Source organism: Streptomyces sp. NBC_01233, assembly GCF_035989305.1.
Classification (GTDB): domain Bacteria; phylum Actinomycetota; class Actinomycetes; order Streptomycetales; family Streptomycetaceae; genus Streptomyces.
On record NZ_CP108514.1, the window covers coordinates 9119347 to 9144840 of the forward strand.

Genomic DNA, 25494 nt, shown 5'->3' on the forward strand with positions numbered 1-25494 from the left:
GTCACAAGGCGCAGCTCACTGCCTTCTGGGCCGCGGGGAAGTACACCGTCATGAGACGTGTGAGGGCCTCACGGCGTGCGGGCACGTCGGAGGCCTTGGCCGGCGGGTAGATCTCGACGACGAACTGGCTGGGTTTGCCCTCGTAAGTGCACCGTGCGACCGCAACGGCCATGGAGTCTGCAACGCGGGCGGCGTCGCCCACGCCGATCTGTACGGGATCGCCGGAGCGTTCCAAGCGCTGCCCGATGCCACCCATGACGTCTTCGTCCGCCGTGGTCACGTCGCCTTTCACGGTCAGAACGGTGTTCTTGTCCACGGTCAGTTCGCACCGCGGAGCGTGCGGCCTGGCTGCGTACGTCGACTGCTCCAGCTTGGCGCCAGGCGGAAGCAGCGGTGCGATGAGGGCCGAATCGACGGGCACGCCGCATATGTCGTCCGGCAGTGCGTACTCCCTGCCCTCGCTGCACCCGGTCACGGAGATCAGTACCGCGGCCCCCGCGGCGGCAACCATGGCCGTGCGCAGGCGCTTCACTGGGTGCCTGCCAGACCCTTGGCGGCGACGTTCCCCGTCACTGCGGACGTGTTGATCTCCTGCTCCAGCGTGCGCGGAGTGTAGGGGTGCCCGGGGTTCGCCCTGGCCCATTCCTCGGAGAGCGCCCTCAGCTGGTTCTCCCAGTGCGTGAACGTCTTCGCGTTCTGGTCCTGGACTCCCGCGTCGATCCGCGCCTGTTCGTCGAGCTGCCACTGGTAGGCGAGGGCGTCGACACCTCGTTGCGCTAGGTCGCCGACCACGGGGATGAAGTTGGCGGCTCCGCCGAAGCCGTGGTAACCCCACTTCGCTTCCCACGTGGGGTCATCCTTGTCGGTCTTGAGGGCCTGGTAGCGGGCCTCTTCGAGGAAGCCGACCGTACGGCCCGCATCTTGCAGCGTCTCGTTGGGGTCACGCGGGTGTTCTGCGTGGATGTCTTTGATCATTTCTCGGTTCATGGCCTCGTTGAGCATGCCGTAGGAATTCTGGTCGCGGGAACCTGCTTGCTCACCTCCAGGAGGTGGTGGCGGTCGAGTTGGCGGGGGTCGTCCGGCGTGTCCGACATGGCGCTGGCCGAGTGGTGTACGACATCGCTGTGGGCGGAGAGGACCTTGGCCATGTCGTCGCGCATCTCGGAGGGGAACTCGTCGCCGCGCTCGGAGAGGTACTTCAGGGAGCGGTCCAGAACCTGGCGGTGTTCAGGTGTGAGGTCGTCGGGACGCGTTGTCATGCTGTTGGGGTCGACTCCTGTGGCCGCAGAGACCAGGGCGGCGCCCGTGGCCTCCCGTGCGGTGTTGCCGTCCTTGGTGTTGAGGGGCGTGTCGTCGAAGGTCTGCCGGTCGCCGAGGACGTACTGGGCGTTGTCGGTGGGCTGCGTCGCTGAATTCCTTGGCGGTCTTGCCGATGAACTCCCGGGTCACGGTCGCGTTCACGCCCGCCCAGTCGGCCTTGGCCGCCTTCCCGCCGAGGTCGCCTCGGGCATCCGACTCCAGCCCCCACAGCTTCGTGGCCATGGCCGTCCAGTCGGCCACTGCCGTGGACAGCTTCGAGAAGTCCGCGAAACGCAGTGCGTCCAGATCCATCAGTGCTGCGCCCTTTCCTCGAAGCCCTTGTCCAGCTGGGCGAACTTGAACTGCGTGGCAATCCAGTACTCGTCGCCGGCATGGGCCCTCTGCGTGTAGTCCAGGTGGTTGGAGATGTGGGCGCAGGCGTCCAGCAACGTGCCCACCTGGTCGTGCCACTTCTCCGCGACCGTCGAGAGGGCGGCGCCCAGGGCGAAGTCCTTCTTCAGCGTGCCCGCCGCCTCGTGCGTGCTCGCCTTGGCGTGGTCCCCGTTGGTGCCGAGCCTTTGTCGTAGTTTGAACGCCGCGTCACCGACTGCCGCCAGGTCCTTCTGGGTGACCACCAGATCTCCCTGCGGCCCCGGTCCGCCGCCTCCTCCGGGATCCAGCTGATTGAGCCGCATCGCAGTCTGATTCTGGGCAGCCGCTGACCTGAGCTCCGCCCATTCCTCGTCGAATGACATAAAACCCCCATGGTGAAAATGACGTAACCGGACCGGACCGGACCGGGCCAGGGTTCAAGGTGACCGGCGCCGCGATTCCGGTTCAGGTGAGATCGATGGCTGGAGGAGGCCGGAGGCTCTCTCGTTGCGACGGCAGGACGACCGTGGCGGTCTCGCCGCACACGGCGTCGAGGTCCTGTGCCGCACGGTGCGCGAAGCCGTCGTCACCGCAAACGACCACGTGATGGGCGTACTGGAGGGTCCAGCTCGGAGGTGGAGGGTGCGGAAGGATGAGGACATGCGGTCAGGACCGCCCTGCTGTCACAACGGTGGCGACCGGCAGGGACAGGACCATGGTCAGTCCGCCTCCCGGGGTGTCCTCGGGGGTGAGCGTGCCGTCCATCGCCTCGGTGAGTCCCCTGGCCAGGGCGAGCCCGAGCCCGAGGCCGACGGTGTTGTCGCGGTCGCCGAGGCGCTGGAAAGGCTCGAAGGCGCGCTCGCGGTCGTCGGTGGCGATCCCGGGGCCGCGGTCGGCGATCCTGATGTCGACCCGCCCGGCCAGGGCGCTGGCGGTCACCAGCACCGGGCGGTCCGCGGGTGCGTGGCGGACCGCGTTGCCGACGAGGTTGGCCAGTACCCGTTCGAGCAGGGGCGGATCGGCCTGAAGCGCCGGTACGGATTCAAGGTTCTGCACATCGATGGCGGGCCCGCTCCCGGGCGTCAGGTCCAGCGAGTCCAGTGCGGCCGGTAGCACTTCCTCCAGCGTGGTGGCCCGCAGGTCGAGCGTGAGCGCGCCGGCTTGGAGGCGGCTGAGATCGAGCAGGTTCTCCACCAGGCGGTTGAGCCGGTTCAAGGACACCTCGGCGGACTCCAGGAGTTCCGCGCGGTCCTCGGCGGAGAACTCGACCTCCTGGTTGCGCAGCGAGCTGACCGAGGCCAGTGCCCCTGCCAAGGGGGTTCGCAGGTCGTGGCTGACGGCTCGCAGCAGGGCGGTGCGCAGGCGGTCGGCGGCCTTGATGGGTTCGACCTCGGCGGCGGCCTCGGCCAGCCGGGCCCGCTCGACCGCCGCGCCGACATGCGCGGCGAAAGCGGCCAGCACGCGGCGCTCGGAGGACGGCAGCGTACGGCCGCGCAGGACGAGGAAGGCCTCGTGCCCGGCCGCCACCGCAAGGGCGGGGTCCGCCTCGCGACGGGCGGGACGTCCGCTGTCCGTTCCCGGACCCATGTCGGGCGGTTCGGGAATCAGTTCGACGGTGTCCATGCCGAACGTCTCCCGTGTACGTTCCAGCAGGGCCGGAATCGTCTGGTCGCCGCGGACGATGCTGCCCGCGAGCGACGACATCGTCTCCGCTTCCGCCGTGGCCCGTGCGGCACGGCGGGAGAGACGCAGGGACCGGTCCGCCGCGGCGGCCACGGTGGCGGCGACGACGGAGAAGACCACCAGCGCCAGCACACTGTCCGGGTCGCTCATGGTGAACTCGCCTACGGGTGCCATGAACCAGTAGTTCAGGAGCAGGGCAGCGGTGAGCGCCGCGATCAGAGCGGAGACCACCCCGCCGATGCAGGCCACGCCCACGACGGCCACCAGGAACAACAGCGCCTCGCTGGTGAGGTTCAGCGTGCCGCGCACGCGGTCGAGCGTGAGGGTGAGCAGTAAGGGGAGCAGCAGGGCGGCCACCGGTCCGGCGATGAGGCGGGACGTGGGGAGTGTACGGCGGCGGGAGGGAAGCAGCCGGCCGTGGCCGGCCCGCTCGTGCGTGACCATGTGGACGTCGATGTCCTCCGACAGCGCCACGACGGTCTCGCCGATGCCCCGGCCGGTGAGGAATCGTTCCAGCCGGCGGCGGCGGCTCGTACCGAGGACCAGTTGGGTGGCGTTCTCCGCCATGGCGAAGTCCACCAGGGCGGTGGGTACTTCGTCGCCGACGACGGAGTGGTAGCTGCCGCCGAGGCCTTCGACGAGGGCCCTCTGCCCGGCCAGCGCCGCATGCGAGACGCCGACGGCGAGTCCGTCGCTCCGGGCGACGTGTACGGCGAGCAGTTCGCCACCGGCGGACCGGCTCGCGATGCGTGCCGCGCGCCGGATCAGGGTCTCACCCTCGGGGCCGCCGGTGAGAGCCACCACCACCCTCTCCCGGGTCTCCCAGACGTCCCCGATGCCGTGCTCGGTGCGGTACTTGTGGAGGGCCTCGTCCACTCGTCCCGCCAGCCACAGGAGCGCCAGCTCCCGCAGTGCGATGAGGTTGCCGGGACGGAAGTAGTTCGCCAGCGAGGCATCGATCCGCTCCGGCGGATAGATGTTGCCGTGGGCCATCCGGCGCCGCAGCCCCTCGGGCGGTATGTCGACCAGCTCGATCTCGTGGGCGTGGCGCACGAACTCGTCGGGCACGGTCTCCCGCTGCGGCACCCCGGTGATCTTCTCGACGACGTCGCTGAGTGATTCCAGGTGCTGGATGTTGAGCGTGGTGACGACGTCGATCCCGGCGGCGAGGATGTCCTCGACGTCCTGCCAGCGCTTCGGGTGCCGCCCGTCCCCGGGGACGTTGGTGTGGGCGAGTTCGTCGATCAGTACCACCTGCGGCCGCCGGGCGAGCAGAGCCTCCCCGTCCAGTTCGGCGTACCGGCCACCGCGGTACTCGCGGGCGGCCGCGGGCAGGGTCTCCAGGCCGTCGAGCTTCGCTTCGGTGTGCCGGCGCCGGTGGCACTCCACGAAGCCTGCCACCACATCCGCGCCACGGGCAGCCCGGCGGTGGGCCTCGTCGAGCATCCGGTACGTCTTGCCGACCCCGGGGGCCGCACCCAGAAAGACCTTGAGCCTGCCGGGCGGCACGACAGGCCGCGGCCCCGCCTCCGCCTCCGGGGCGGCCTCGTGCGTGAACGTCATCGTCAGAACTTCTCCGGGAAGAACAACGCCAGGACCAGATAGCCGACCAGACACACCGCGACGATGATGCCTACGACAGTTTCCGTGCTCACCCGTACCCGACTCCTCCGTGCGCCCTCGACCTCACCAGCGAACACCAGTGACGCAGTGAGGAGAACGCCCCTGACGCACTCCTGACGCCTCACCACTGTGACTTTGACGGTGCGTTGACGGCCAGGAGGCCGATAGGGTGAAGGTGGTGTGCCGGGAAGCCTGGTCGGCGTCGCGGGCCGCGTGGCCTGCGTCGACTCGGTGGGGGCGTCATGCGCAGTGTCGGTACGGTCTTGTTCCTCGTGGTGCTGGCCACGGTCGTGGCCACCGGGGCCCGGCGCTGGCGAATTCCCGCGCCCTCGCTGCTGGTTGTGGCGGGCCTCGTCGTCGCGCTGACACCAGGTACGCCTGAGATACGGGTCAGCCCCGAAGTGATCGGTCTGGTCGTCCTCCCGCCCCTGCTGTACGCGAGCGCGGAGGAACTGTCCTGGCGCGAGCTGCGCCTGGTGTGGAAGCCGGTCAGTGTGCTCGCGGTAGGTCTGGTGCTGGCCTCGGCAGCCGCGGTCGGGGCCGTGGCGTCGCTGCTCACTCCGCTGACCTGGCAGATGGCGCTGGTCCTGGGTGCCGTCCTCGCGAGCACGGACCCGGTCGCCGTCACTGCCCTCGGCCGCCGCCTCGCCCTGCCACCCCGCGTCCAGGTCCTGGTACAGGCCGAGAGCCTCTTCAACGACGCGACGTCGCTCGTGCTCTTCCGAGTCGCGGTCGTCGTCGCCGTGGCCTCCGCCGGGGTGTCCTGGCAGGCCGCGGGCACCGAGTTCGCGCTGCTCGCCGGCGGCGGCGTCCTGGCCGGGGGAGTGGTTGCGGGTGTGGTGGCGCTGATCCGCCGCAGGACCGAGGACCCCGTACTGGAGACGGTCATAGCCCTGGTGACCCCATACGCCGCCTACGTGCTGGCCGAGGAGGTGCACGCGTCCGGCGTGACCTCGGTCGTGGTGGCGGGCGTGGTGCTCGGCGGTCAGGCGGGCCACTTCACCAACGCCCGCATCCGGATCCAGCTGCACGCCGTCAACGGCACCGTTGTCTTCCTGCTGGAGAGCGTCGTCTTCAGTCTCATCGGCCTTACCCTGCCCGGACAGGTCGCGGCGCTGACCGATGCCGACCGACTCTGGCCCCTGTACGCCCTCGTCGTCGCCACGACCCTCATCGCTGTGCGCCTGCTGTGGGTACTGCCGCTCTCGGTCATCGTCCAGCGGAGTGAGGGCACGCGGCCCTCTTGGCGGGTGCCGGCCGTGCTGACCTGGGCGGGCACGCGCGGCGTCGTCCCGCTGGCCGCGGCTCTCTCCATCCCGGCGGCGGCGGACGACGGCAGCCTGCTGGGCCAGCGCCCGCTCGTCCTCGTACTGACCACATCGGTGGTGGTCGTCACCCTGGTCGCCCAGGGCTTCACCCTGGCCGATGTGGTCCGCCGCTCCGGCATCGCCCTCGAACCGGACCACACCGAACGCGAGGAGGCATCCGCCCGGTGCAGCCTTGCCGCCGCCGGGATGCGGCGCCTGGACGAGATGTCCGACATCGAAGCCGTACCGGACGTCGTGGCGGACCGTTTGCGGCGCAGCCTGCAGGCCCGCCTCGATCATGCCCGCGACCGCTTGGAGGAAGCCGACCTGGCGGAGTCCGCAGACCGTGTCTATCGGCTGCTGCGCCGCGACCTGATCCGGGTGGAGGCCGTCGAACTCCAGCGGCTGTACGACGAACACCACATCAGCGATACTACCCGCCAACGGCTGCAGCGCTCAATGGACTTGGAGGAGGCGCGGCTGGACCTGGTCACCTGAGCCGCGCCCCCCTGCCGCCGATGCCATGGCGTCGCGGCGCGGGCGCGGCGAGCCCCGCTACGCTGGTACTGGCGTTGCCGGGGCCGCGCATACCACGGCGCGTCCGGTGGCGTGGTGGACGTATTCGCGGGTCAGCCGGAAGCCGGCCGTCCAGGCCAGCAGCCGGCTGGGCCGGTTGTCGCGCGAGCAGCACCAGCTCGCCGTGTGTCCACGGGCCTGGATGTCGGCCGTCAGGCCGGCGACACAGGCCAGCGCGGTGGGGGCCCCTCCCAGCGGTAGCTGGGGGAGTTCGCGGCGGCGATCCGGCACGGTGACGACCGCGATGTCCTGGTAGGCGCTGCCGAGGAAGTAGGTGCAGGCGACGGACAGGATCCGGCCCTTGGCGAACGCGGCCCAGCCGTGGCCGGAGGCGGCGAGGCCGCCGGGCCCGCCCCAACTGGCGTGAATCCAGGCGTTCTCGGAGTGCATGTCGGCCAACGCCGTAGCGTCCCCGGATGTCAGGCGTCTCACCGTGACGCCGCGCGGGTGGGGCCCGGCTGGGCCTGGTGGACGTACAGCATCCGTTCCCAGGGGGCGACGCGCTCGAAGGCGGGGCCGAGCGTGGGCCAGAAGCGCGCGGGAGATTCGACGTACTGGCCGGCGAACCGCTTCAACGAGTCCGGTGCGAGGACGCTCGGGTCGCCGCGCAGCAGCACGTGGTCCGCGCAGCTCACGGCGAGGACACGAGGTTGATAGGGGCGGTCGGCCCACCAGTGGCCGACACCCGTGGTCAGCACGTGCTCGGCGAGAGCGCCGGGACCGGGCGAGCCCGTGGGGAACCAGCGGCTCAGGGGCGGAAGTTGCCGCGGTGCGATTTCGATTTCGATCACGACGTTCTCCAAAGGGTGCACGGCTACGAGAGCGGGGAGGCGGGGAGGCGGGGCCCATGCGGGCGCGCGGGTCCGATCGCCGACCGGGCGGGCGAACGGGAGAAGGCGAAGGGTGAGGCCCCGTACCGACCCGGAGCGGGGGCAGGCGCGGGGTGAAGCGGCCGCCCGCGCAACGGGCGGGGGCGGGCGGCCGCGGATGGGGCGGTGCGTCAGCGCACCGGCAGGTGAGCAGCGTGCGAGGCCGGGCGCACCGTATGCGGCGGCCGGTCGTCATGGCGCAGAGCGCTGTTCACATCGCTCATCCAACTGGTTCGCGAGGCGGGGCTCAAGGAGGTATGCGAGTCCTTGACGCAGCTCTGATGAGGAACGTTGACCCGGTCTGCCGTCACCCGTGCGGTCGCGGCCGGTGATGGGGCGGGTTGGGGTTGTAGAAGGTGCCGTCGCGGTGCATCGCGAAGAGCACGTCGGCTCGTCGTCTGGCGAGGCAGAGGAGGGCCTGGGTGTGGTGCTTGCCCTGGCTGATCTTCTTGTCGTAGTAGGCCCGGGAGACCGGGTCGGCCAGGGCCGCGAACGCGGAGAGGAAGAAAGCCCGTTTGAGCTGCTTGTTTCCGCGTCGGGACGGCTGTTCGCCGCGGATCGAGGAGCCCGAGCTGCGGGTCGCGGGGGCTGCTGCGGGCGGAGCCAGGGTCGAGGTTGGATTCGGAGCGCTCGCCCGCTACAACAGCCGACGGACAATCACAAGCACCGAGGCTGCCGTGCAGGCACCGAAGGCATCTCGACTTCCCCTCTCGGATGCGCCCATAACAATGGGGCAGAAAAGATCAGTTGAAGGTCGTGCGCATTAGGGAGCCGGGAAGTTGCCCTCCGGCCCCAAGATGCGCCCCAGATGGTGAGGTGCGAAACTCGAGAAGGACAGATAGCGAGAGCCGATCAATACGCCCCTTTCAGGGGTGAGGTCGAAGGCATACGTTACGTCTGAGTGCACGTCGAGACGTGGTGACACGATCGCAGTCTCATCGAGCCAGTGCGGCATCCCAATTTGCACCGAATAGGCGTCTCGGCGAGCGAAGATTCTGAGACAGGGAGTGTGAAAGGCATGGCCCGCGTCCACAAGCGCCTTCCTGCTGTCGCCGCTGCTTCGGCAGCGGTGATCACAGTCGTTGGGAGCATTGTGCTACCAACCGCCGCCGTCGCGGTCCCGAAACTGGTCTCGCAGTCGGACACGTGCAAGTCGGGGTACGTGTGGCGTGAAGCCACCGGCGCCGATGACCACGTCTGCGTCACGCCGGGTGTCCGCGCCCAGGCAAGGGATGACAACGCCCACGCCGCGGATCGGCGGGTCAGCCCCAGCGACCCCGCCTGCAAGTCCGGGTACGTATGGCGCGAGGCGATACCCAGCGACCTCGTCTGCGTCACCCCCGGCACCCGCGCCCAGACGAAGGACGACAACGCCCACGCCGCCAGCCGCGTACAGAAGTCGGACACGTGCAAGTCGGGGTACGTGTGGCGTGAAGCCACCGGCGCCGATGACCACGTCTGCGTCACGCCGGGTGTCCGCGCCCAGGCAAGGGATGACAACGCCCACGCCGCGGATCGGCGGGTCAGCCCCAGCGACCCCGCCTGCAAGTCCGGGTACGTATGGCGCGAGGCGATACCCAGCGACCTCGTCTGCGTCACCCCCGGCACCCGCGCCCAGACGAAGGACGACAACGCCCACGCCGCCAGCCGCGTGCAGTAGACGAGCTGAAGATGCCTTGTGACATTCAGGTCGCCTCGATCAACTAGTAGTGCTTTGTTAGCTGGTGTCGTAGGGCTGCCAGCCTGGCCCGTCCCCTCTTGAACGGGCCAGGTCGAGGACGTCATGAACTCGCGAGGCAGGTCCAGCTGGGGGTGTGCCCGCGGGCCGTGATGTCCGAGGACAAGGCGTTGATGCAGTCGAGAGCCAAGCACTGGAGGCGCGGGTCGGGCACGGTGACGCAGGCGACGTCCTCGTAGGCGGTGTTGAGGAAGTAGGTGCAGGCGACGGCCACGATGCGGTCGCCCTTGAAGGCGGCCCAGGCGCAGCCCGAGCGGGCGAGGGCGTCAGGTCCGCCCCAGGTGCGGTGGATCCAGCTCATCGCGGGCGGAAGGCCGCTGAGAGAGCGCGTGTCCCGGGCGTTCAGCCTGCCTACGGTCACACCCCTGGGCGGCCGGGCGTCGGGCACGGGGGAGCGCTTGACGTAGACCATGCGCTTCCATGGCACGACCCGGTCGAACGCCGCTCCGATCAGGGGAAGGAAGCGGCCCGGTGCCTCGATGTAGTGGTCCGCGAAGACCGCGAGACTCTTCGGCGTCAGAGCCTGTGGGTCTCCGCGCAGGAGTACGTGGTCCCCGCATTCGGCGGCGATCACGCGCGGCTGGATGACGCGGTCCACCCACCAGCGACCGGCCTCGGTGGTCAGGACGTGCTCGGTCAGGGCGGCCGAGCCCGGGGCCCCGGTGGGGAACCAGCGGACCAGGGCCGGGAGTCGGTGGGACGGCAAGTTGATCACGAGGGTTCCTTGTCGGGACATGGAGGCGGGGCGGCCCTGGTCGGAGGGCCGCCCCGCGGAATGGGCTGTTGGCTAGCAGGAGGGCTTGCTGCCGTGGTTGGAGCCCTTCTTGCGACGGGCTCTCTTCTTGCGTGCGCGCTTGGACATGGACGGGTGTCCCTTCAGGCGGTGTGGCCGACGAGGAGGTCGGCGAGCTTGTTGAGGCGCTTGATCGTGCGGTCCTCGGTGGCCGCGGCGGCCGGGGCGACGCGCTCGGAGCGGTCGTAGTAGGCGCCGTTGACGATCTCGGTGGCGGGGTCGCAGAGCCGTACGACGTGCGCCGCGCCCTCGGCCGCCGATTCGCCCTCGTTGCCGTAGAGGGGGAGCAAGCCGGTCTCGCAGACACCGGGGTGGACGGACACGGCGGTGACACGCGGGTCGGAGGCGAAGACGGTCAGCGCCAGCTGCGACTGCGCGTAGGCGGCGAGCCGTGAGTAACGGCGCTCCCGGTTCGGGTCGCTCCACTGGATGGCGGCCGTGCGGTGGAGCGAGGAGGAGACGTTGACGACGCGCCCGCCCGGGTCGGTGGTGAGAGCCGGCTCCAGGAGGTTGGTGAGGAGGTAGTGGGCGAGGAAGTTGACCTGGAAGGCGATCTCGTTGCCGTCGATGGTGAGGGTGTGACGCTCGGGGGCAGCGATGGCCGCGTTGTTGACGAGAACGTCCAGGCGCGAGTGCTCCCGTACGACGGCGTGGGCCAGGTTCTCGACTTCCTCCAGACGGACGAAGTCGGCGGCGAGCGGGCGTAGCAGGGCGCTGTCGATGCCCTCGGTGGTCACCAGACGGTCGGCCGCGGCCTGGGCCTCCTCGGCGGTGCGGCCGTGGAGAAGGACGACCGCGCCGCGCCGGGCGAGCTGGCGAGCGGTCTCGTAGCCGATGCCGGCGGTGGCGCCGGTGACGAGGACGGTACGTCCGGACAGGGATGAAGGCATGTCGGATTCCTGGAGGCAGGCATGGCTGACGCGCCATGCGCCCCCGGCGTTGGGCAGGGGGCGAGGGCTCAGGTCATGCGGTGAAGGGGAGGATGCGTACGAAGCTCCGGCCGGAGTCCTTCAGGACGCCGGCGGTTGGTACGCGGAGGACGCGCGGCCGATGTCAGAGGGCCGGGCGGACAGCGGGCGCTGTCGGCTGCACCGACGGGCCACCGGCACGGCTTCGCCATAACGGTGGCCGATCGTCGTAGCGCGGACCGCTGTTCATGCCTTCATCCCAGCGCATCGGGGAGGCCGGGGCAAGATCCTGAACGGGACTCTGACGGCCTTCTGATGTAGATCGGGTGACTGCGTGAATCCGGTCTTCGCGCAGGTCATCAGGGCCGCGTCAAAGATCGACGACCGCGCGGAAGGAACGCGTAAAGGAGCGTTGTCACGGACGTCGGCCGGGAGCAGACTGGCGGAGCGACGGAGCCGGTGACGGTCCGGTGGCACGCGGCTGGAGGTCGGTGACCTGAACACCACCGAAGATGCGCATGGTTCGGCCGTGGGGGGTACGGGCCGATGCGACCGCGTGCTGGTCAAACGTCGCACAACACATGAGCCGTCCAGCTTCCGGTGTGGGGATACCGAGCTGGGCGGCTCGCGTGTTTCGGTCGTCAACGCGTACACCATCAGCCATCCCTCCCGGCAAGTAGTTGCTAATCTGGAAAGTAGATGCCGAGTGGGCAGGTTCAAGGCTGCTCGGCGACGACGGGAGGGGTGTGCCATGTCTGAACAGGCCAATGCGGACGCATCGTTGAAGGGGATTGCGCGGATCGAGGCGACCGCGCGGGGGCGAAGCGGCTGGTACGTCGGCTATCTCTGGCTGTTCGCCGTGTGGCAGCTCGCTCTCGTCCCGGCAGTGCTGATGTGGCACGGGCGGACGGGGACACTCGTCAGCACGCTGGCGAACGCCGTTGTGGTCATGGGATTGTCCGTGTTCGCCACGAGGCAGCCCGTGGTCCCGCGCGGTTACGGCGGCCGGCACCTCAGAGCGATCGGCGCCTGGGCGGTCGCCTACGTCCTGACGCTCGTGCTCGGCCTCACCGTCTTCCTGGACAGTGTCGCGTTCGCGGCTGTGGCCGCCGTCGTATGCGCGGTGCCCGCCGCCGTGGCGGCCTGGGGTGAGGCGCGCGCCGTATGACGCCGGAAGTCCCGGTGGGTGCCGGTCAGGGCCCTCATCCGCGACACGGACTCGCGCCGCTTCTGGCGTCGGCCGTGTGTCTGTCGATCGTCGCGGCTCTCGCTCCCGTGGAGAAGGCCGAGTTCGCCTATGTGCGGGATCTCGTGGAGATCACGGACTCTGCCTTGTCGAAGCAGGTCTCGCGCCTTGAGGAAGCGGGCTGGGTGACAGTGGAGAAGTGGCAGGTCGGACGGCGGCCCCGGACCTGGCTGTGTCTGACCGAGGAGGGACTGGCCACCTATCGGCGCCACCTCGCCGCGCTCATGGCCATCGCGGGACCACTGCATTGATGTCGGGGGAGGACGATTGCCGGCCACAGCATTGGCCGGCAATCGTCGGACCCGGTCCGCGGGCCGATTCAGGTGACCGCCGAGGTCGGGAGATCCGCGGTGACCGGCGGTGCGTCGCCCGCTATGGGGAGGGTGATGACCATGGTGAGTCCACCTCCCGGAGTGTCCTCGGCCGTGAGGGTGCCGCCGATGGCCTCGGTGAAGCCTCGGGCGACCGCGAGGCCGAGGCCGACTCCGGCGCCGCGCGGGGCGTCGCCGTGGCGCTGGAACGGTTCGAAGATCCGATTCTTGGCCTCGTCGGGGACGCCGGGGCCGCGGTCGACGACGCGCAGTTCCACGCGCTCGTGCAGGGCGCTGGCCGTGACGTTGACGGGCTGGCCGTCGGGGCTGTACTTGACGGCGTTCTCGACGATGTTGGCGACGGCCCGTTCCAGCAGGCCGCGGTCGACGGCGATCATCGGGAGCGTTTCGGGGATGTCCAGCTCGACGCTGTCCTCGGGCACGCCGCCCAGGGCCATGGGGACGACCTCGTCGAGGTCGGTCTCGCGGATGAGCGGGACGACCGTGCCGGTGTTGAGGCGGGACATGTCGAGGAGGTTGCCGATCAGTGCGGCGAGGCGGTCGGCGCCGTCCTCGATGCCTTCGAGGAGTTCGGCCCTGTCTTCCTCGGACCATTCGACGTCGTCGGAGCGGAGCGAGCTGACGGAGGCCTTTATGCCGGCGAGCGGAGTCCGCAGGTCGTGGCTGACGGCGGCGAGCAGCGCGGTGCGGATGCGGTTGGCCTCGGCGAGTTCGCGGGACTTCTCGGCCTCGTCGACCAAGCGCTGGCGATCGAGTACGACTGCGGCCTGGGCGGCGAAGGCGCCGAGGACGCGGCGGTCCTCGGCCGGCAGTACCCGGCCGGTGAGGGCGAGCGCCATGTTGTCGCCTATGGGCAGGTCCACGTCCGCGTCTTCGGGCCGGCTGACGGGGCTGGTACCGACGGCCGAGGCGGTGTTCCAGGGATCGACCTCACTGCTCCGTTCGAGGAGGACAACCGACTGCATGGCGAAGGTCTCGCGCAGCCGTTCCAGGAGGGCCTCGAGGGAGTCCTCGCCGCGCAGGACACTGCCGGCGAGGAAGGAGAGGATCTCGGACTCGGCGCGCAGCCGGGCGGCCTGGTGGGTGCGGCGGGCGGCCAGGTCGACCACGGAGGCCACCGACACGGCCACCCCCACGAAGATCGCGATGGCGACGATGTTCTTCGGGTCGGAGATGGTGAACTCGTGCAGCGGCGGGGTGAAGAAGTAGTTCAGGAGCAGGGATCCGAAAGCCGCCGAGGCCAGGGCGGGCAGCAGGCCTCCCAGGAGGGCCGCCGCCACCGTGAAGGTGAGGAACAGCAGCATGTCGTTGGCGAGCCCGAGGTCGGGAACGACCTGGTTCAGCAGAACGGTGAGGAGCGCGGGTCCGGCGATACCGGCCAGCCAGCCCCAGATGATGCGGGACCGGCCGAGACGCGCACCGCGGGCGACAGGCAGGCCGCGGCCCTTGGCGGCCTCGTCGTGCGTGACGATGTGGACGTCGAGGTCGGGACCGGACTCGCGGGCGACCGTGGCACTCACGCCCGGCCCGAACACGTACTGCCAGGAGCGGCGGCGGCTGACGCCGAGCACGATCTGGGTGGCATTGCAGCCGCGGGCGAACTCCAGCAGCGCGTCGGGGACGCTCTCGCCTATCACGTGGTGGAACGTGCCGCCCAGATCCTCGACCAGGGTGCGCTGAACGGCCAGCTCCTTGGGCGAGGCGGAGGTGAGGCCGTCGCTGGCTGCGATGTAGACGGCGAGGACTTCGCCGCCGGCTCCCTTCTCGGCGAGGCGTGCGGCGCGTCGGATGAGCTGACGCCCCTCGGGGCCGCCGGTCAGACCGACGACGATGCGTTCGCGGGCCTGCCAGGTGGAGCGGATGTTGTGCTCGCCGCGGTACTCCTGGAGGTACTCGTCCACGCGGTCCGCGACCCACAGCAGGGCCAGCTCGCGCAGGGCGGTCAGGTTCCCGGGACGGAAGTAGTTCGAAAGCGCCGCGTCGACCTTGTCCGGCTTGTAGACGTTGCCGTGGGCCATGCGGCGGCGCAGCGCCTGCGGGGACATGTCGACCAGCTCGATCTGGTCGGCGCGCCGGGCCACCTCGTCCGGGACGGTCTCGCGCTGCCGCACCCCGGTGATCGTCTCGACCACGTCTCCCAGCGACTCCAGGTGCTGGATGTTGACGGTCGAGACGACGTCGATGCCGGCCTGGAGCAGTTCCTCGACGTCCTGCCACCGTTTGGCATTGCGCGAGCCGGGGACGTTGGTGTGGGCGAGCTCGTCGACCAGCGCCACGGCGGGGCGGCGGGCGAGGATCGCGTCCACGTCCATCTCGGTGAAGGTGCTGCCCCGGTACTCGATCTCGCGTCGCTCGATGAGTTCCAGGCCGTGCAGCATCACCTCGGTCCGCGGCCGGTTGTGGTGTTCGACGAAGCCGACCACGCAGTCGGTGCCCCGCTCGATCCGGCGGTGAGCCTCGGAGAGCATCGCGTACGTCTTGCCGACGCCCGGTGCCGCGCCCAGGTAGATGCGGAGCTTGCCGCGTCCCATGTTCCGACTCTTCTTCTCTGCTGACGACGGGGGTCCGTGCCGTGGATCGGGTGGGTGATCAAGGTTCGAAGCGGTAGCCCATGCCGGGTTCGGTGATCAGGTATCGCGGATGCGAAGGGTCCGCTTCCAGTTTGCGCCGTAGCTGGGCCATGTAGACGCGCAGGTAGTTGGTGTTCTCCCCGTAGGTCGGGCCCCAGACCTCCAGTAGAAGCCGACTCTGGGTGATCAGCCGTCCCGGGTGGGTGATGAGGATTTCCAGCAGGTGCCACTCGGTCGGGGTGAGCCGTACGGTGCGCTCGCCACGGCGAACCTTCTTCGCGACCAGATCGACGGTGAACTCGTCGGTCGTGACCACGGCGACTTCGTCGGCCTGCGAAGCCGTGGGCGCTTCATGCCTCCGCGCCGCCGCCCGCAGCCGTGCCAGCAGCTCGTCCATGCTGAACGGTTTCGTCACGTAGTCGTCGGCGCCGGCGTCCAGGGCTCGGATCTTGTCCTCGGAGGTGTGGCGGGCGGAGAGGACCAGGATGGGGACCTTGCTCCAGCCGCGGACGGCCTTGATGACTTCGATGCCGTCCATGTCGGGGAGGCCGAGGTCCAGCACTATGACGTCCGGCTTGCGTGCGGCCGCGAGCCGCAGGGCCGAGCCGCCGTCGGGGGCCTCTTCGACCTCGAACTTGCGCGCCTGGAGGTTGATCTTTAGCGCGCGGACGAGCTGAGGGTCGTCCTCCACCACCAGCACCCGGGTCATCGGTGTGCAGCCTTTCCTTCGTAACGGGCACGGTGAGAGCCGGCGGGGGCCGGGCCCCGCCCAGCGGCAGCTGGGGGAGCTCCGCGCCCTGCCGGCTCTCGGTCCGTGCGATGTGGAGCTCAGCTCTTGGAGAGCGCCTTCAGGGCGATGTTGAGCTCCAGGACATTGACGCGGGGCTCACCCATGAAGCCGAGCGTGCGGCCCTCGGTGTGGTCCTCGACCAGCTTCTCGACCTGCTTGACGTCGAGCTTGTTCTGCTCGGCGACCCGGTGGACCTGGAGCTTGGCGTATTCCGGGGAGATGTTCGGGTCGAGGCCGGAGCCGGAGGAGGTGACGGCGTCGGCCGGCACGTCCTGCGGCTTCACCGCATAGGTGGCAGTGGTGTTGTCCGCGACGACCGCGGCCTTGGCGTCTTCGACCAGCTTGACCAGATCCGGGTTGTCGGCAGCCTTGTTGGTGGCACCCGAGAGGATCAGCGAGTACTGCATGTTGACGCTGTTGGAGCCGAGGCCGTTGGAGGGGCGGGGCTGGAACCACTTGAGGTCCGGCTTCACGGCCTCTTCGGCGTCGTTCGGGTCGTTCTTCGGCAGGTTGTAGCTCTGGCCGATGAGGGAGGAGCCGACGACCTGGCCGCTCTTGTCCTTGATCTCGGAGCCGTTGGCCTTGTCGTTGAAGAGGGCCTGGGCGACGCCGGTGACGGCGAGTGGGTAGAGGACCCCGCAGATCACGGTCAGAACGAGAAGGGCTCGCAGGCCCGCGCCGATCAGCCGGACGGTGTTGCCTACTGAGTTGTTCATTGTCGTCTCAGCCGATTCCGGGGATGAGGGAGATGAGCAGGTCGATGAGCTTGATGCCGATGAACGGGGCGATCAGACCGCCCACGCCGTACAGTCCGATGTTGCGGCGGAGCATCTTGTCGGCGCTGGTCGGCTTGTACTGGACGCCCTTGAGGGCGAGCGGCACGAGGGCGATGATGATCAGTGCGTTGAAGATGACTGCGGAGAGGATCGCCGACTCGGGCGAGGACAGGCCCATGATGTTGAGCTTGTCGAGGCCCGGGTACACCACCGCGAACATGGCAGGGATGATCGCGAAGTACTTCGCGACGTCGTTGGCGATGGAGAAGGTCGTCAACGCTCCCCGCGTGATCAGCAGTTGCTTGCCGATCTCGACGATCTCGATGAGCTTGGTGGGGTCGGAGTCCAGGTCCACCATGTTCCCGGCCTCCTTGGCGGCCGAGGTACCCGTGTTCATGGCCACGCCGACGTCTGCCTGGGCGAGCGCCGGGGCGTCGTTCGTACCGTCACCGGTCATCGCGACGAGCTTGCCGCCCGCCTGCTCCCGCTTGATGAGGGCCATCTTGTCCTCGGGGGTGGCCTCGGCGAGGAAGTCGTCGACACCCGCCTCCTCGGCGATGGCCTTCGCGGTCAGGGGGTTGTCGCCCGTGATCATGACGGTCTTGATGCCCATGCGGCGCAGTTCCTCGAACCGCTCCCGCATGCCCTCCTTGACCACGTCCTTGAGGTGGATCACGCCCAGCACGCGGGCGCCCTTCTCGTCCTTGACGGCGACGAGCAGCGGCGTACCGCCGGCCTCCGAGATCTTGTTGGCGAGGGTGTCGGCGTCGTCGGAGACCTGGCCACCCTGCTCCCGGACCCAGGTGATGACGGATCCGGCCGCACCCTTGCGGGTCTGCTTACCGTCCACATCCACGCCCGACATACGAGTCTGCGCGGTGAAGGCGATCCACTCGGCCTGGGACAGCTCGCCCTGGTGGCGTTCCCGCAGGCCGTACTTCTCCTTCGCGAGGACGACGATGGAGCGGCCCTCGGGGGTTTCGTCGGCGAGGGAGGAGAGCTGGGCGGCGTCCGCCAGCTCCGCCGCCGTGGTGCCCTTGACGGGGACGAACCCGGAGGCTTGGCGGTTGCCGAGGGTGATGGTGCCGGTCTTGTCGAGCAGCAGCGTGGAGACGTCTCCGGCGGCTTCCACCGCACGACCGCTCATCGCGAGGACGTTGCGCTGGACCAGGCGGTCCATGCCCGCGATACCGATCGCGGAGAGCAGCGCGCCGATGGTCGTGGGGATGAGGCAGACCAGCAGGGCCGTCAGCACGATCATCGACTGCTCGGCGCCCGCGTAGATCGCGAACGGCTGCAGGGTCACCACGGCGAGCAGGAAGACGATGGTCAGCGAGGCGAGCAGGATGTTGAGCGCGATCTCGTTGGGCGTCTTCTGGCGGGCGGCGCCCTCGACGAGGGCGATCATGCGGTCGATGAAGGTTTCGCCGGGCTTGGTCGTGATCTTGATGACGATGCGGTCGGAGAGGACCTTCGTGCCGCCGGTGACCGCGGAGCGGTCGCCGCCGGACTCGCGGATGACGGGCGCGGACTCGCCGGTGATGGCGGACTCGTCGACGGAGGCCACGCCCTCGACGACGTCGCCGTCGCCGGGGATGATGTCGCCGGCCTCGCAGACCACCAGGTCGCCGATGCGCAGCTCCGCGCCGGGCACCTGCTCCTCGCCCTTGCCGTCCTTGGTCAGACGGCGGGCGACGGAGTCGGTCTTCGCCTTGCGCAGGGTGTCGGCCTGGGCCTTGCCGCGGCCCTCGGCCACGGCTTCGGCGAGGTTGGCGAAGATCGTGGTCAGCCACAGCCAGGCGGTGATCGCCCAGCCGAACCAGTCCGTGGGGTCCTTGATCGCGAGCACGGTCGTGACGACCGAGCCGATCAGGACCACGAACATGACCGGCGACTTGATCATGATCCGCGGGTCGAGCTTGCGGATCGCGTCCGGGAAGGACTTCAGCAGCTGCTTGGGGTCGAAGAGGCCGCCGCCCACGCGTCCGCCGCCCGGCTTGTGGCCGGTGGGCACGTCCTGGTGCGGAGCCCTGGTGGGTGTGGCGGTGCTCATGAGGCGAGCCCTTCGGCGAGCGGTCCCAGCGCGAGGGCGGGGAAGTAGGTGAGTCCGGTGACGATGAGGATGGTGCCGACGAGCAGGCCGGTGTAGAGCGGCTTGTCGGTGCGCAGCGTGCCCGCGGTCTCGGGGACGGGCTTCTGCTCGGCGAGCGAGCCGGCCAGCGCGAGGACGAAGACCATGGGGAGGAAGCGGCCGAGCAGCATCGCGATGCCGATGGTGCTGTTGAACCACTGGGTGTCGGCGTTCAGGCCCGCGAAGGCGGAGCCGTTGTTGTTGGCGCCCGAGGTGTAGGCGTAGAGGATCTCCGAGAAGCCGTGCGCCCCGGTGTTGGTCATCGAGTTCGCCGGGGTGTCCAGCGCCATCGCCGCAGCGGTGAAGCCGAGGACCAAGGCGGGCGTGATGAGGATGTAGCAGGCCGCGAACTTGATCTCGCGGGTGCCGATCTTCTTGCCCAGGTACTCGGGGGTCCGGCCGACCATCAGGCCGGCGATGAACACCGCGATGATCGCCATGATCAGCATGCCGTAGAGGCCGGAGCCGACACCGCCGGGCGCGATCTCGCCGAGCTGCATGCCCAGCAGCTGGATGCCGCCGCCGAGCCCTGTGTAGGAGGAGTGGAAGGAGTTGACCGCACCGGTCGAGGTGAGCGTGGTCGAGACCGAGAAGATCGCGGAAGCGCCGATGCCGAAGCGGGTCTCCTTGCCCTCCATCGCCCCGCCCGCGACGTCGAAGGCCGGGCCGTGGTGGGCGAACTCGGTCCACATCATCAGTGCGGTGAAACCGATCCAGATGGTGGCCATCGTGGCGAGGATCGCGTAGCCCTGGCGGAGGTTTCCGACCATCCGGCCGAAGGTCCGCGTGAGGGCGAACGGGATGAGCAGGATCAGGAAGATCTCGAAGAGGTTCGAGAACGGGTTGGGGTTCTCGAAGGGGTGGGCCGAGTTGGCGTTGAAGTAGCCGCCGCCGTTCGTGCCGAGTTCCTTGATGACCTCCTGAGAGGCGATCGCGCCGCCGTTCCACTGCTGCGAGCCTCCCATGAACTGGCCGACCTCGTGGATGCCGGCGAAGTTCTGGATGGCGCCGCACGCGACGAGGATGATCGCGCCGATCACCGAGATGGGCAGCAGGATGCGGAAGACGCCGCGGACCAGGTCGGACCAGAAGTTGCCCAGCTCCCCGGTGCGGGAGCGCGCGAAGCCCCGTACGAGGGCCACCGCGACGGCCATGCCGACCGCCGCCGAGACGAAGTTCTGCACCGCGAGGCCGCCGGTCTGCACGACGTGGCCCATGGCCTGCTCGCCGTAGTACGACTGCCAGTTCGTGTTCGACACGAAGGACGCGGCGGTGTTGAAAGCCTGGTCCGGGTCGATCGCGGAGAAGCCGAGCGAGCCGGGCAGGATCCCCTGGGCCCGCTGGAGGCCGTAGAGGAACAGGACGGAGACCGCCGAGAAGGCGAGGACCGCCCGCAGATAAGCCGGCCAGCGCATCTCGGCCGACGGGTTGGCGCCGATGGCCTTGTAGATCCACTTCTCCGGCTTGTAGTGCTTCTCGGAGGAGTAGACGCGAGCCATGTAGTCGCCCAGCGGGCGGTAGGCCAGCGCGAGGGCGGCGATCAGTGCGAGGAGCTGGAGCACACCAGCGAGAACGGGACTCATCGGTGGCTAGAACCTCTCCGGGTACACAAGGGCGAGGACGAGGTATCCGAGCAGGGAGACGGCCACGACGAGGCCGATGATGTTTTCGGCGTTCACAGCTTGGTCACCCCCCGGGCGATGAGAGCCACCAACGCGAAGACCGCGACCGTGGTGACGACGAAGGCCAGATCGGCCACCGTGAGCTCCTGGATGAATGAGGAAGGAATTGAATCGGCCAGATGGCCGATGTCGAGATAACCGTGTCTTCATCCCGGCGTTAAGACACCTTGATGGGGTCCATACGGACGCAGGGGAACTCTTAACGCCGCGCATACGCGAGTGGCCGCGAACCGCCGGTCAGCCCTGGTGGGAGAGGCCGGCCGTGTCCAGCGCGGCACCGGCCTGAGCGGCCAGCGCGACCGCGACCAGGCGGGCCTCCTCGGGAGGCAGGGGACGGTCCGGGAGCGGATCGAGGAGGAAGCGGCCGTAGTAGTGCCCGCCGCCGACGACGCGCAGCTCGGTCTCCCCGTCCGGCCAGTCGGCGTACTCGGTGATCCGGCTGCCGTTGCGCAGCCACAGGCCACCGTCGTGCTCCAGACGCGGCCGGTGCCCGAGCAGCCTGCCGTATTCGAAGCGGCAGCCGCGCAGCCCCAGCAGGCCCACGAGCTCCCGGCGCACGTACTCGACCACCGCTTCCGGTGAGGCGCCGTCCTCGACCAGACGGGCGGTTCCCTGGAGGCGCGACAGATGCGAGGCGTCGGTGACCACGACCGTCCGGAGCCGCTGTACCCGTACGGCCAGCTGCGAGACGATCAGCCCGACGACGAGCAGGAGGAGAGCCGTCTGGATCTCATCACGGTCGGCGATGGCGAACTGCTGGTAGGGCCTGGTGAGGAAGAAGTCGAAGCAGGCAGCCGCAGAGAGTGCGGCCAGCGCCCCGGCCGCCCGGGTGCCGAGCGCGGCGACGGCGACCACCGCGACGACCATGATCAGAGCTTCGTTCGTCGCTGAAAGGCTCGTGCGGAAAGGCACGAGGGCGAGCGCCACGAGGAAGGGCACCACGAGGGCGGCGAGCAGAACGGCACGGTCGTGGAGTCGGTGCGAGGATCCGGACATGTGATGCCTCCCGTCCGGACGGGGCGGTCTTGAATCAGAACCTCTCGGGCCTGATCAGGGCGGCCACGAGGTAGCCGAGCAGAGCGACGGCGACGATGAGCCCGACCACGTTTTCCGCGTTCATCAGCGTGTACTCCCTTGACTCCGTCGGACGTGTGTCACTCCTTTCAAGCGTGCCCCGACCGATGAAGGAGCCACGCGCCCCGGCAAGGTCTTGACGCACCTCATACGACTTTGCGGCTCCGGCGTCAGGAGCACGTGAAGAGCGGCGCGGCGGTCATATGGATTCCGCCAAGAGCACTGGTCATTCGGCCACGCCATCCGGACGCTGTCCTCACTTTGTCCAATCGGAGGAACAGCGAAGATGGCCATAGACATGGGAAAGACGACCGCGGCCGGGCAGGCACCGGGCACGGAGGAACCTCCTGCCTCCCGGTGCTGATGAGCCTGCTGGCCCGGGACAACTACCTGCCGCACGTCTTCGCCCTCAAGGCGGACCGCCAGGTACACCGCCACGGCGTGGTGTGGCTGGCCCTCGTGTCCGCGGCCCTGTTGGTGTTCTCCGGCGGCGACACCAATACCCTCGTTCCGCTCTTCGCGATCGGCGTCTTCGTCGGCTTCACCATCTGCCAGGTCGGCATGGTCCGGCACTGGCACGGCGAACGCCCCGGGGGCTGGCAGGCCAAGGCCGCGCTCAACGGCTTCGGCGCCCTGCTCACCGGAGTCTCGGCGGTCGTCGTGACCGCCACGAAGTTCACCGAGGGCGCCTGGCTGATCGTGTTCGCCCTGCCGCTGATCGTCCTCGGCTTCGAGGTGATCCACCGCGCCTACGTTCGGATCGGCGAACGCCTGGAGCTCGGCCGCATCCCGCAGCCGCCCCAGCGCTCCCGCTCGCTGGTCGTGGTTCCCGTGTCGGGGCTGTCCCGCCTGACCTGTCAGGCGCTGACTGCGGCCCGCTCGCTCGGCGACGAGGTCCTCGCCGTGACCGTCACCCACGCCGGTCCGGAAGATCGGCAGGCAGCCGAAGCGCTGCGCAGGGACTGGGAGTTGTGGAAGCCGGGCATCGAGCTGATCGAGGTCTCCTCCACTACCCGCTCGATCGGCCGGCCGTTTTCGGCGTACACGCGCGAATTGATGCAGAAACACCCCGATGCCCAGGTGACCGTCCTCATCCCGGAAACGGAACCCGCTCACCTATGGCAGCGGATGCTGCAGAACCAGCGAGGCTCCGTCGTCGCCCACGCGGTACGCCGCGACACCGACGCCGTCATCTGCCGACTGCGCTTCAGGATCACGGCCGACGCGCGTTGACGTGCCCTTGACGGCGGCTTGATGCGTCTTGTGCGCCGCCGTCAAGAAGGTGCCAAATCCCCTGCCCACAGGGGCATTTCCTCTGGAACGGGCAGTAGTTTCCTGCCTGTTGCGCCGCCGGGGACCTCGACCACTCACATGACGGCCGAGGGGGTCCATGCGAGACAGTCCCCGGCGGCGACACCCCTCACTCGCACCCGCTGCTGCGTGCCGACCGGCCCGGCAGGGGTGCCCGGCCGAACTCACCAGAAGGTCTCCTCCCCATGTCTCCCGCCGCCGCCCAGCACGTTCCCCCGGGTCTCGGGACCCCTCCGCGGACCCCGGTCAACCGGCCGTCCCGGAAACGCTCCGGCCAGGTGAACCTGCTCGAGCCCGAGCTCCTCGCCACCTCGGGCCGGGAGGCCGTCGCCAAACTCCACCCGCGCGAACTGCTCAAGAAGCCGGTGCTGTTCGTCGTGGCCGTAGGCTCCGCCCTGACCACGCTCTCGGCGCTCATCCACCCGTCCGTCTTCACCTGGGTGATCAGCGTCTGGCTCTGGCTGACCGTCCTCTTCGCCAACCTCGCCGAGGCCGTCGCCGAGGGCCGCGGCCGAGCCCAGGCCGAGTCGCTGCGCAAGGCGCGCACGGACACCGTCGCGCTTCGGCTGAAGCACTGGACGTACGGCACGAACCTGCGCAGCGCCGAGACCGAGGTGGTGACCCCGGCCGAGCTCCAGCCCTTCGATTTCGTCCTTGTCGAAGCGGGAGAGCTGGTGCCGGCCGACGGGGACGTGGTCGACGGAGCGGCGATGGTGGACGAGTCGGCCGTGACCGGCGAATCGGCCCCCGTGCTCCGGGAGTCGGGCGGCGACAGGTCCGGTGTCACAGGTGGTACGACCGTACTGTCCGACTCGATCGTCGTGCGGGTCACCTCGCGCTCCGGGAACAGCTTCATCGACCGGATGATCGCGCTGGTGGAGGGTGCGTCCCGGCAGAAGACCCCGAACGAGATCGCGCTGAACATCCTGCTGGCCGCCCTGACCGTCATCTTCATCCTGATCGTGGTCAGCATCCAGCCGATGGCCGCGTACGCGGGCGCCGCCCAGTCCACGACCGTGCTGGTCGCGCTCCTGGTCACCCTCATCCCCACCACGATCGGCGCCCTGCTCTCCGCGATCGGCATCGCGGGCATGGACCGCCTCGTGCAGCGCAACGTCATCGCGCTGAGCGGCCGCGCCGTCGAGGCCGCCGGTGACATCAACACCCTGCTCCTCGACAAGACAGGCACCATCACGCACGGCAACCGCGAGGCCGCCGCCTTCATCCCGCTCCCCGGCATCGACCACACCAAGCTCGCCGACGCCGCTCAGCTCTCCTCACTCGCCGACGAGACCCCCGAAGGCCGGTCCGTCGTGGCCCTGGCCCAGCGCTACGGGCTCCAGCCGGCCGCCGCCGAGGACCTCAGCAACCCCCGCTTCACCGAGTTCAGCGCCCGCACCCGGATGAGCGGCATCAACCTGAGCTGGGACAACGGCGCCGGCTGCGCCATACGCAAGGGCGCGGTGGTGGAGGTCATGGACTGGGTGGCGATGCGCGGCGGGACCGTACAGGCGGAGGCCGCCGCATGGTCCGCCCAGGTCTCGCAATCCGGCGGGACCCCTCTGCTGGTGGCGGTCCACGACTGGGACGGGCCGCGGGTGCTGGGCATCATCCACCTCAAGGACGTGATCAAGGAGGGCATCCGGGAGCGCTTCGCGGAGCTGCGGAGCATGGGGATCCGTACCGTCATGGTGACCGGTGACAACGAGTTGACGGCCCGCGCCATCGCCGCGGAGGCGGGGGTGGACGAGTACCTCGCCCAGGCGACGCCCGAGGACAAGCTCGCGCTGATCAAGCGGGAGCAGGCGGGCGGCAAGCTGGTCGCGATGACCGGTGACGGTACGAACGACGCCCCCGCCCTCGCGCAGGCGGATGTCGGCGTGGCGATGAACACGGGTACCTCGGCCGCCAAGGAGGCTGGGAACATGGTGGATCTGGACTCCAATCCGACCAAGCTCATCGAGATCGTCGAGATCGGCAAGCAGCTCCTCATCACCCGGGGTGCGCTCACCACCTTCTCCATCACCAACGACGTCGCGAAGTACTTCGCGATCATCCCGGCGATGTTCACCGCGGCCTACCCGGGACTCGAAGCGCTCAACATCATGGGCCTGAGCAGCCCCACCTCTGCGATCACCTCGGCGATCATCTTCAACGCGCTGATCATCGTCGCCCTCATCCCGCTCGCCCTGCGCGGTGTCCGCTACCGGCCCGCCTCCGCGCACGACCTGCTGCGCCGCAACCTTGGCGTCTACGGCCTCGGCGGGCTGATCCTGCCCTTCGTAGGCATCAAGCTCATCGACCTGGTGGTGTCCACCATTCCCGGCCTCGGCTGACCTCGGGAACACTGCGGCTACGCCACAGGTGGCTCTGTTCGCGTTAAGGACGCGTCAGGATTGCCTCAGCTGCGGGCA

The 25494-nt window shown here is 69.1% G+C and carries 23 protein-coding genes and 2 pseudogenes; 6 read left to right on the forward strand and 19 right to left on the reverse strand.

The window, feature by feature from the left end; all coding sequences use genetic code 11:
* Position 1 precedes the first annotated feature (1 nt).
* From OG332_RS42275 to kdpF (OG332_RS42300), 6 genes are all read right to left on the reverse strand, one after another.
* Positions 2-532: a hypothetical protein gene (locus OG332_RS42275; protein ID WP_327418414.1), complete on the reverse strand. Its 531-nt coding sequence runs from the start codon at positions 530-532 to the stop codon at positions 2-4.
* The gene (locus OG332_RS42280) at positions 529-987 is read right to left on the reverse strand and encodes a hypothetical protein (RefSeq protein WP_327418415.1); all 459 of its coding nucleotides are present in this window, start codon (positions 985-987) and stop codon (positions 529-531) included. Before OG332_RS42280 ends, OG332_RS42275 begins: the two co-directional genes overlap by 4 nt.
* Positions 984-1259 (reverse strand): hypothetical protein, encoded by a 276-nt coding sequence (locus OG332_RS42285; protein ID WP_327418416.1) that lies wholly within the window; start codon positions 1257-1259, stop codon positions 984-986. Before OG332_RS42285 ends, OG332_RS42280 begins: the two co-directional genes overlap by 4 nt.
* Before the next feature lie 351 nt (positions 1260-1610).
* Positions 1611-1934: a hypothetical protein gene (locus OG332_RS42290; protein WP_327418417.1), complete on the reverse strand. Its 324-nt coding sequence runs from the start codon at positions 1932-1934 to the stop codon at positions 1611-1613.
* Between the two features lie 403 nt (positions 1935-2337).
* Positions 2338-4917 carry a sensor histidine kinase gene (locus OG332_RS42295; RefSeq protein WP_327418418.1) on the reverse strand — a complete coding sequence of 860 codons (2580 nt, stop codon included), beginning with the start codon at positions 4915-4917 and terminating at the stop codon, positions 2338-2340.
* A gap of 2 nt (positions 4918-4919) precedes the next feature.
* Positions 4920-5009 carry a K(+)-transporting ATPase subunit F gene (kdpF, locus tag OG332_RS42300; protein ID WP_107065056.1) on the reverse strand — a complete coding sequence of 30 codons (90 nt, stop codon included), beginning with the start codon at positions 5007-5009 and terminating at the stop codon, positions 4920-4922.
* Positions 5010-5219: 210 nt separating this feature from the next.
* Here kdpF (OG332_RS42300) and OG332_RS42305 point away from each other — a divergent pair, with 210 nt between their 5' ends.
* Complete coding sequence (locus OG332_RS42305; protein ID WP_327418419.1) at positions 5220-6782, forward strand: Na+/H+ antiporter; 1563 nt, start codon at positions 5220-5222, stop codon at positions 6780-6782.
* 57 nt (positions 6783-6839) lie between these two features.
* Here OG332_RS42305 and OG332_RS42310 read toward each other — a convergent pair whose 3' ends face one another.
* From OG332_RS42310 to OG332_RS42320, 3 genes and pseudogenes are all read right to left on the reverse strand, one after another.
* The gene (locus OG332_RS42310) at positions 6840-7250 is read right to left on the reverse strand and encodes a GNAT family N-acetyltransferase (protein ID WP_327419536.1); all 411 of its coding nucleotides are present in this window, start codon (positions 7248-7250) and stop codon (positions 6840-6842) included.
* A 38-nt stretch (positions 7251-7288) separates the two neighbouring features.
* Complete coding sequence (locus OG332_RS42315) at positions 7289-7651, reverse strand: hypothetical protein (protein ID WP_327418420.1); 363 nt, start codon at positions 7649-7651, stop codon at positions 7289-7291.
* Between the two features lie 385 nt (positions 7652-8036).
* Positions 8037-8318, reverse strand: a pseudogene (locus tag OG332_RS42320) (transposase); the annotation flags it as partial.
* Between the two features lie 504 nt (positions 8319-8822).
* On the opposite strand from OG332_RS42320, the gene OG332_RS42325 reads away from it, so the two are divergent.
* Entirely contained in the window at positions 8823-9389 is a 567-nt protein-coding gene (locus OG332_RS42325; RefSeq protein ID WP_327418421.1) for a hypothetical protein, read from the forward strand.
* A 121-nt stretch (positions 9390-9510) separates the two neighbouring features.
* Here the strand turns inward: OG332_RS42325 and OG332_RS42330 are convergent, their stop codons facing one another.
* Together OG332_RS42330 and OG332_RS42335 are read right to left on the reverse strand one after the other, a co-directional pair.
* Positions 9511-10182, reverse strand: a complete 672-nt coding sequence (locus OG332_RS42330; RefSeq protein ID WP_327418422.1) for a GNAT family N-acetyltransferase — start codon at positions 10180-10182, stop codon at positions 9511-9513.
* A gap of 161 nt (positions 10183-10343) precedes the next feature.
* The gene (locus OG332_RS42335) at positions 10344-11150 is read right to left on the reverse strand and encodes an SDR family NAD(P)-dependent oxidoreductase (RefSeq protein ID WP_327418423.1); all 807 of its coding nucleotides are present in this window, start codon (positions 11148-11150) and stop codon (positions 10344-10346) included.
* A gap of 769 nt (positions 11151-11919) precedes the next feature.
* Here OG332_RS42335 and OG332_RS42340 point away from each other — a divergent pair.
* Both OG332_RS42340 and OG332_RS42345 read left to right on the forward strand, forming a co-directional pair.
* Positions 11920-12336 (forward strand): hypothetical protein, encoded by a 417-nt coding sequence (locus OG332_RS42340; protein WP_327418424.1) that lies wholly within the window; start codon positions 11920-11922, stop codon positions 12334-12336.
* Positions 12337-12410: 74 nt separating this feature from the next.
* On the forward strand, positions 12411-12665 hold the full coding sequence (locus tag OG332_RS42345) for a winged helix-turn-helix domain-containing protein (RefSeq protein WP_327418425.1): 255 nt from the start codon (positions 12411-12413) through the stop codon (positions 12663-12665).
* Positions 12666-12733: 68 nt separating this feature from the next.
* On the opposite strand, the gene OG332_RS42350 is transcribed toward OG332_RS42345, so the two are convergent.
* The 8 genes from OG332_RS42350 to kdpF (OG332_RS42385) all read right to left on the reverse strand — a co-directional run bounded on the left by OG332_RS42350 (position 12734) and on the right by kdpF (OG332_RS42385) (position 21815).
* Positions 12734-15277: a sensor histidine kinase KdpD gene (locus tag OG332_RS42350; protein ID WP_327418426.1), complete on the reverse strand. Its 2544-nt coding sequence runs from the start codon at positions 15275-15277 to the stop codon at positions 12734-12736.
* 58 nt (positions 15278-15335) lie between these two features.
* Positions 15336-16025, reverse strand: coding sequence for a response regulator (locus OG332_RS42355; RefSeq protein ID WP_327418427.1), 690 nt, complete (start codon positions 16023-16025; stop codon positions 15336-15338).
* 119 nt (positions 16026-16144) lie between these two features.
* Entirely contained in the window at positions 16145-16822 is a 678-nt protein-coding gene (locus tag OG332_RS42360) for a potassium-transporting ATPase subunit C (RefSeq protein WP_327418428.1), read from the reverse strand.
* Between the two features lie 7 nt (positions 16823-16829).
* Positions 16830-18935 (reverse strand): potassium-transporting ATPase subunit KdpB, encoded by a 2106-nt coding sequence (gene kdpB / locus OG332_RS42365; protein ID WP_327418429.1) that lies wholly within the window; start codon positions 18933-18935, stop codon positions 16830-16832.
* Complete coding sequence (kdpA, locus tag OG332_RS42370) at positions 18932-20596, reverse strand: potassium-transporting ATPase subunit KdpA (RefSeq protein WP_327418430.1); 1665 nt, start codon at positions 20594-20596, stop codon at positions 18932-18934. Before kdpA ends, kdpB (OG332_RS42365) begins: the two co-directional genes overlap by 4 nt.
* A gap of 6 nt (positions 20597-20602) precedes the next feature.
* Positions 20603-20692, reverse strand: coding sequence for a K(+)-transporting ATPase subunit F (kdpF, locus tag OG332_RS42375; RefSeq protein WP_033223114.1), 90 nt, complete (start codon positions 20690-20692; stop codon positions 20603-20605).
* A gap of 240 nt (positions 20693-20932) precedes the next feature.
* Entirely contained in the window at positions 20933-21691 is a 759-nt protein-coding gene (locus OG332_RS42380; protein ID WP_327418431.1) for a DUF4118 domain-containing protein, read from the reverse strand.
* A gap of 34 nt (positions 21692-21725) precedes the next feature.
* Positions 21726-21815 (reverse strand): K(+)-transporting ATPase subunit F, encoded by a 90-nt coding sequence (gene kdpF / locus OG332_RS42385; protein WP_326586593.1) that lies wholly within the window; start codon positions 21813-21815, stop codon positions 21726-21728.
* Between the two features lie 275 nt (positions 21816-22090).
* On the opposite strand from kdpF (OG332_RS42385), the pseudogene OG332_RS42390 reads away from it, so the two are divergent.
* Together OG332_RS42390 and kdpB (OG332_RS42395) are read left to right on the forward strand one after the other, a co-directional pair.
* Positions 22091-23002 (forward strand): annotated as a pseudogene (locus tag OG332_RS42390) (amino acid permease); the annotation flags it as partial.
* Between the two features lie 263 nt (positions 23003-23265).
* Entirely contained in the window at positions 23266-25416 is a 2151-nt protein-coding gene (gene kdpB, locus OG332_RS42395; RefSeq protein WP_327418432.1) for a potassium-transporting ATPase subunit KdpB, read from the forward strand.
* Positions 25417-25494: the final 78 nt, after the last annotated feature.

What these genes read in the sequence shown, in the direction of transcription:
- OG332_RS42350 (WP_327418426.1), bottom strand. Translation starts at nt 15,277, where the DNA reads ATGGGACGCGGCAAGCTCCGCATCTACCTGGGCGCGGCACCGGGCGTC.
- OG332_RS42355 (WP_327418427.1), bottom strand. Translation starts at nt 16,025, where the DNA reads ATGACCCGGGTGCTGGTGGTGGAGGACGACCCTCAGCTCGTCCGCGCG.
- OG332_RS42380 (WP_327418431.1), bottom strand. Translation starts at nt 21,691, where the DNA reads ATGTCCGGATCCTCGCACCGACTCCACGACCGTGCCGTTCTGCTCGCC.
- OG332_RS42305 (WP_327418419.1), top strand. Translation starts at nt 5,220, where the DNA reads ATGCGCAGTGTCGGTACGGTCTTGTTCCTCGTGGTGCTGGCCACGGTC.
- kdpB (WP_327418432.1), top strand. Translation starts at nt 23,266, where the DNA reads ATGTCTCCCGCCGCCGCCCAGCACGTTCCCCCGGGTCTCGGGACCCCT.
- OG332_RS42285 (WP_327418416.1), bottom strand. Translation starts at nt 1,259, where the DNA reads ATGACAACGCGTCCCGACGACCTCACACCTGAACACCGCCAGGTTCTG.
- OG332_RS42310 (WP_327419536.1), bottom strand. Translation starts at nt 7,250, where the DNA reads ATGCACTCCGAGAACGCCTGGATTCACGCCAGTTGGGGCGGGCCCGGC.
- kdpB (WP_327418429.1), bottom strand. Translation starts at nt 18,935, where the DNA reads ATGAGCACCGCCACACCCACCAGGGCTCCGCACCAGGACGTGCCCACC.
- OG332_RS42295 (WP_327418418.1), bottom strand. Translation starts at nt 4,917, where the DNA reads ATGACGTTCACGCACGAGGCCGCCCCGGAGGCGGAGGCGGGGCCGCGG.
- OG332_RS42340 (WP_327418424.1), top strand. Translation starts at nt 11,920, where the DNA reads ATGTCTGAACAGGCCAATGCGGACGCATCGTTGAAGGGGATTGCGCGG.
- OG332_RS42360 (WP_327418428.1), bottom strand. Translation starts at nt 16,822, where the DNA reads ATGAACAACTCAGTAGGCAACACCGTCCGGCTGATCGGCGCGGGCCTG.
- kdpF (WP_326586593.1), bottom strand. Translation starts at nt 21,815, where the DNA reads ATGAACGCGGAAAACGTGGTCGGGCTCATCGTCGCCGTCGCTCTGCTC.
- OG332_RS42335 (WP_327418423.1), bottom strand. Translation starts at nt 11,150, where the DNA reads ATGCCTTCATCCCTGTCCGGACGTACCGTCCTCGTCACCGGCGCCACC.
- OG332_RS42280 (WP_327418415.1), bottom strand. Translation starts at nt 987, where the DNA reads ATGAACCGAGAAATGATCAAAGACATCCACGCAGAACACCCGCGTGAC.
- kdpA (WP_327418430.1), bottom strand. Translation starts at nt 20,596, where the DNA reads ATGAGTCCCGTTCTCGCTGGTGTGCTCCAGCTCCTCGCACTGATCGCC.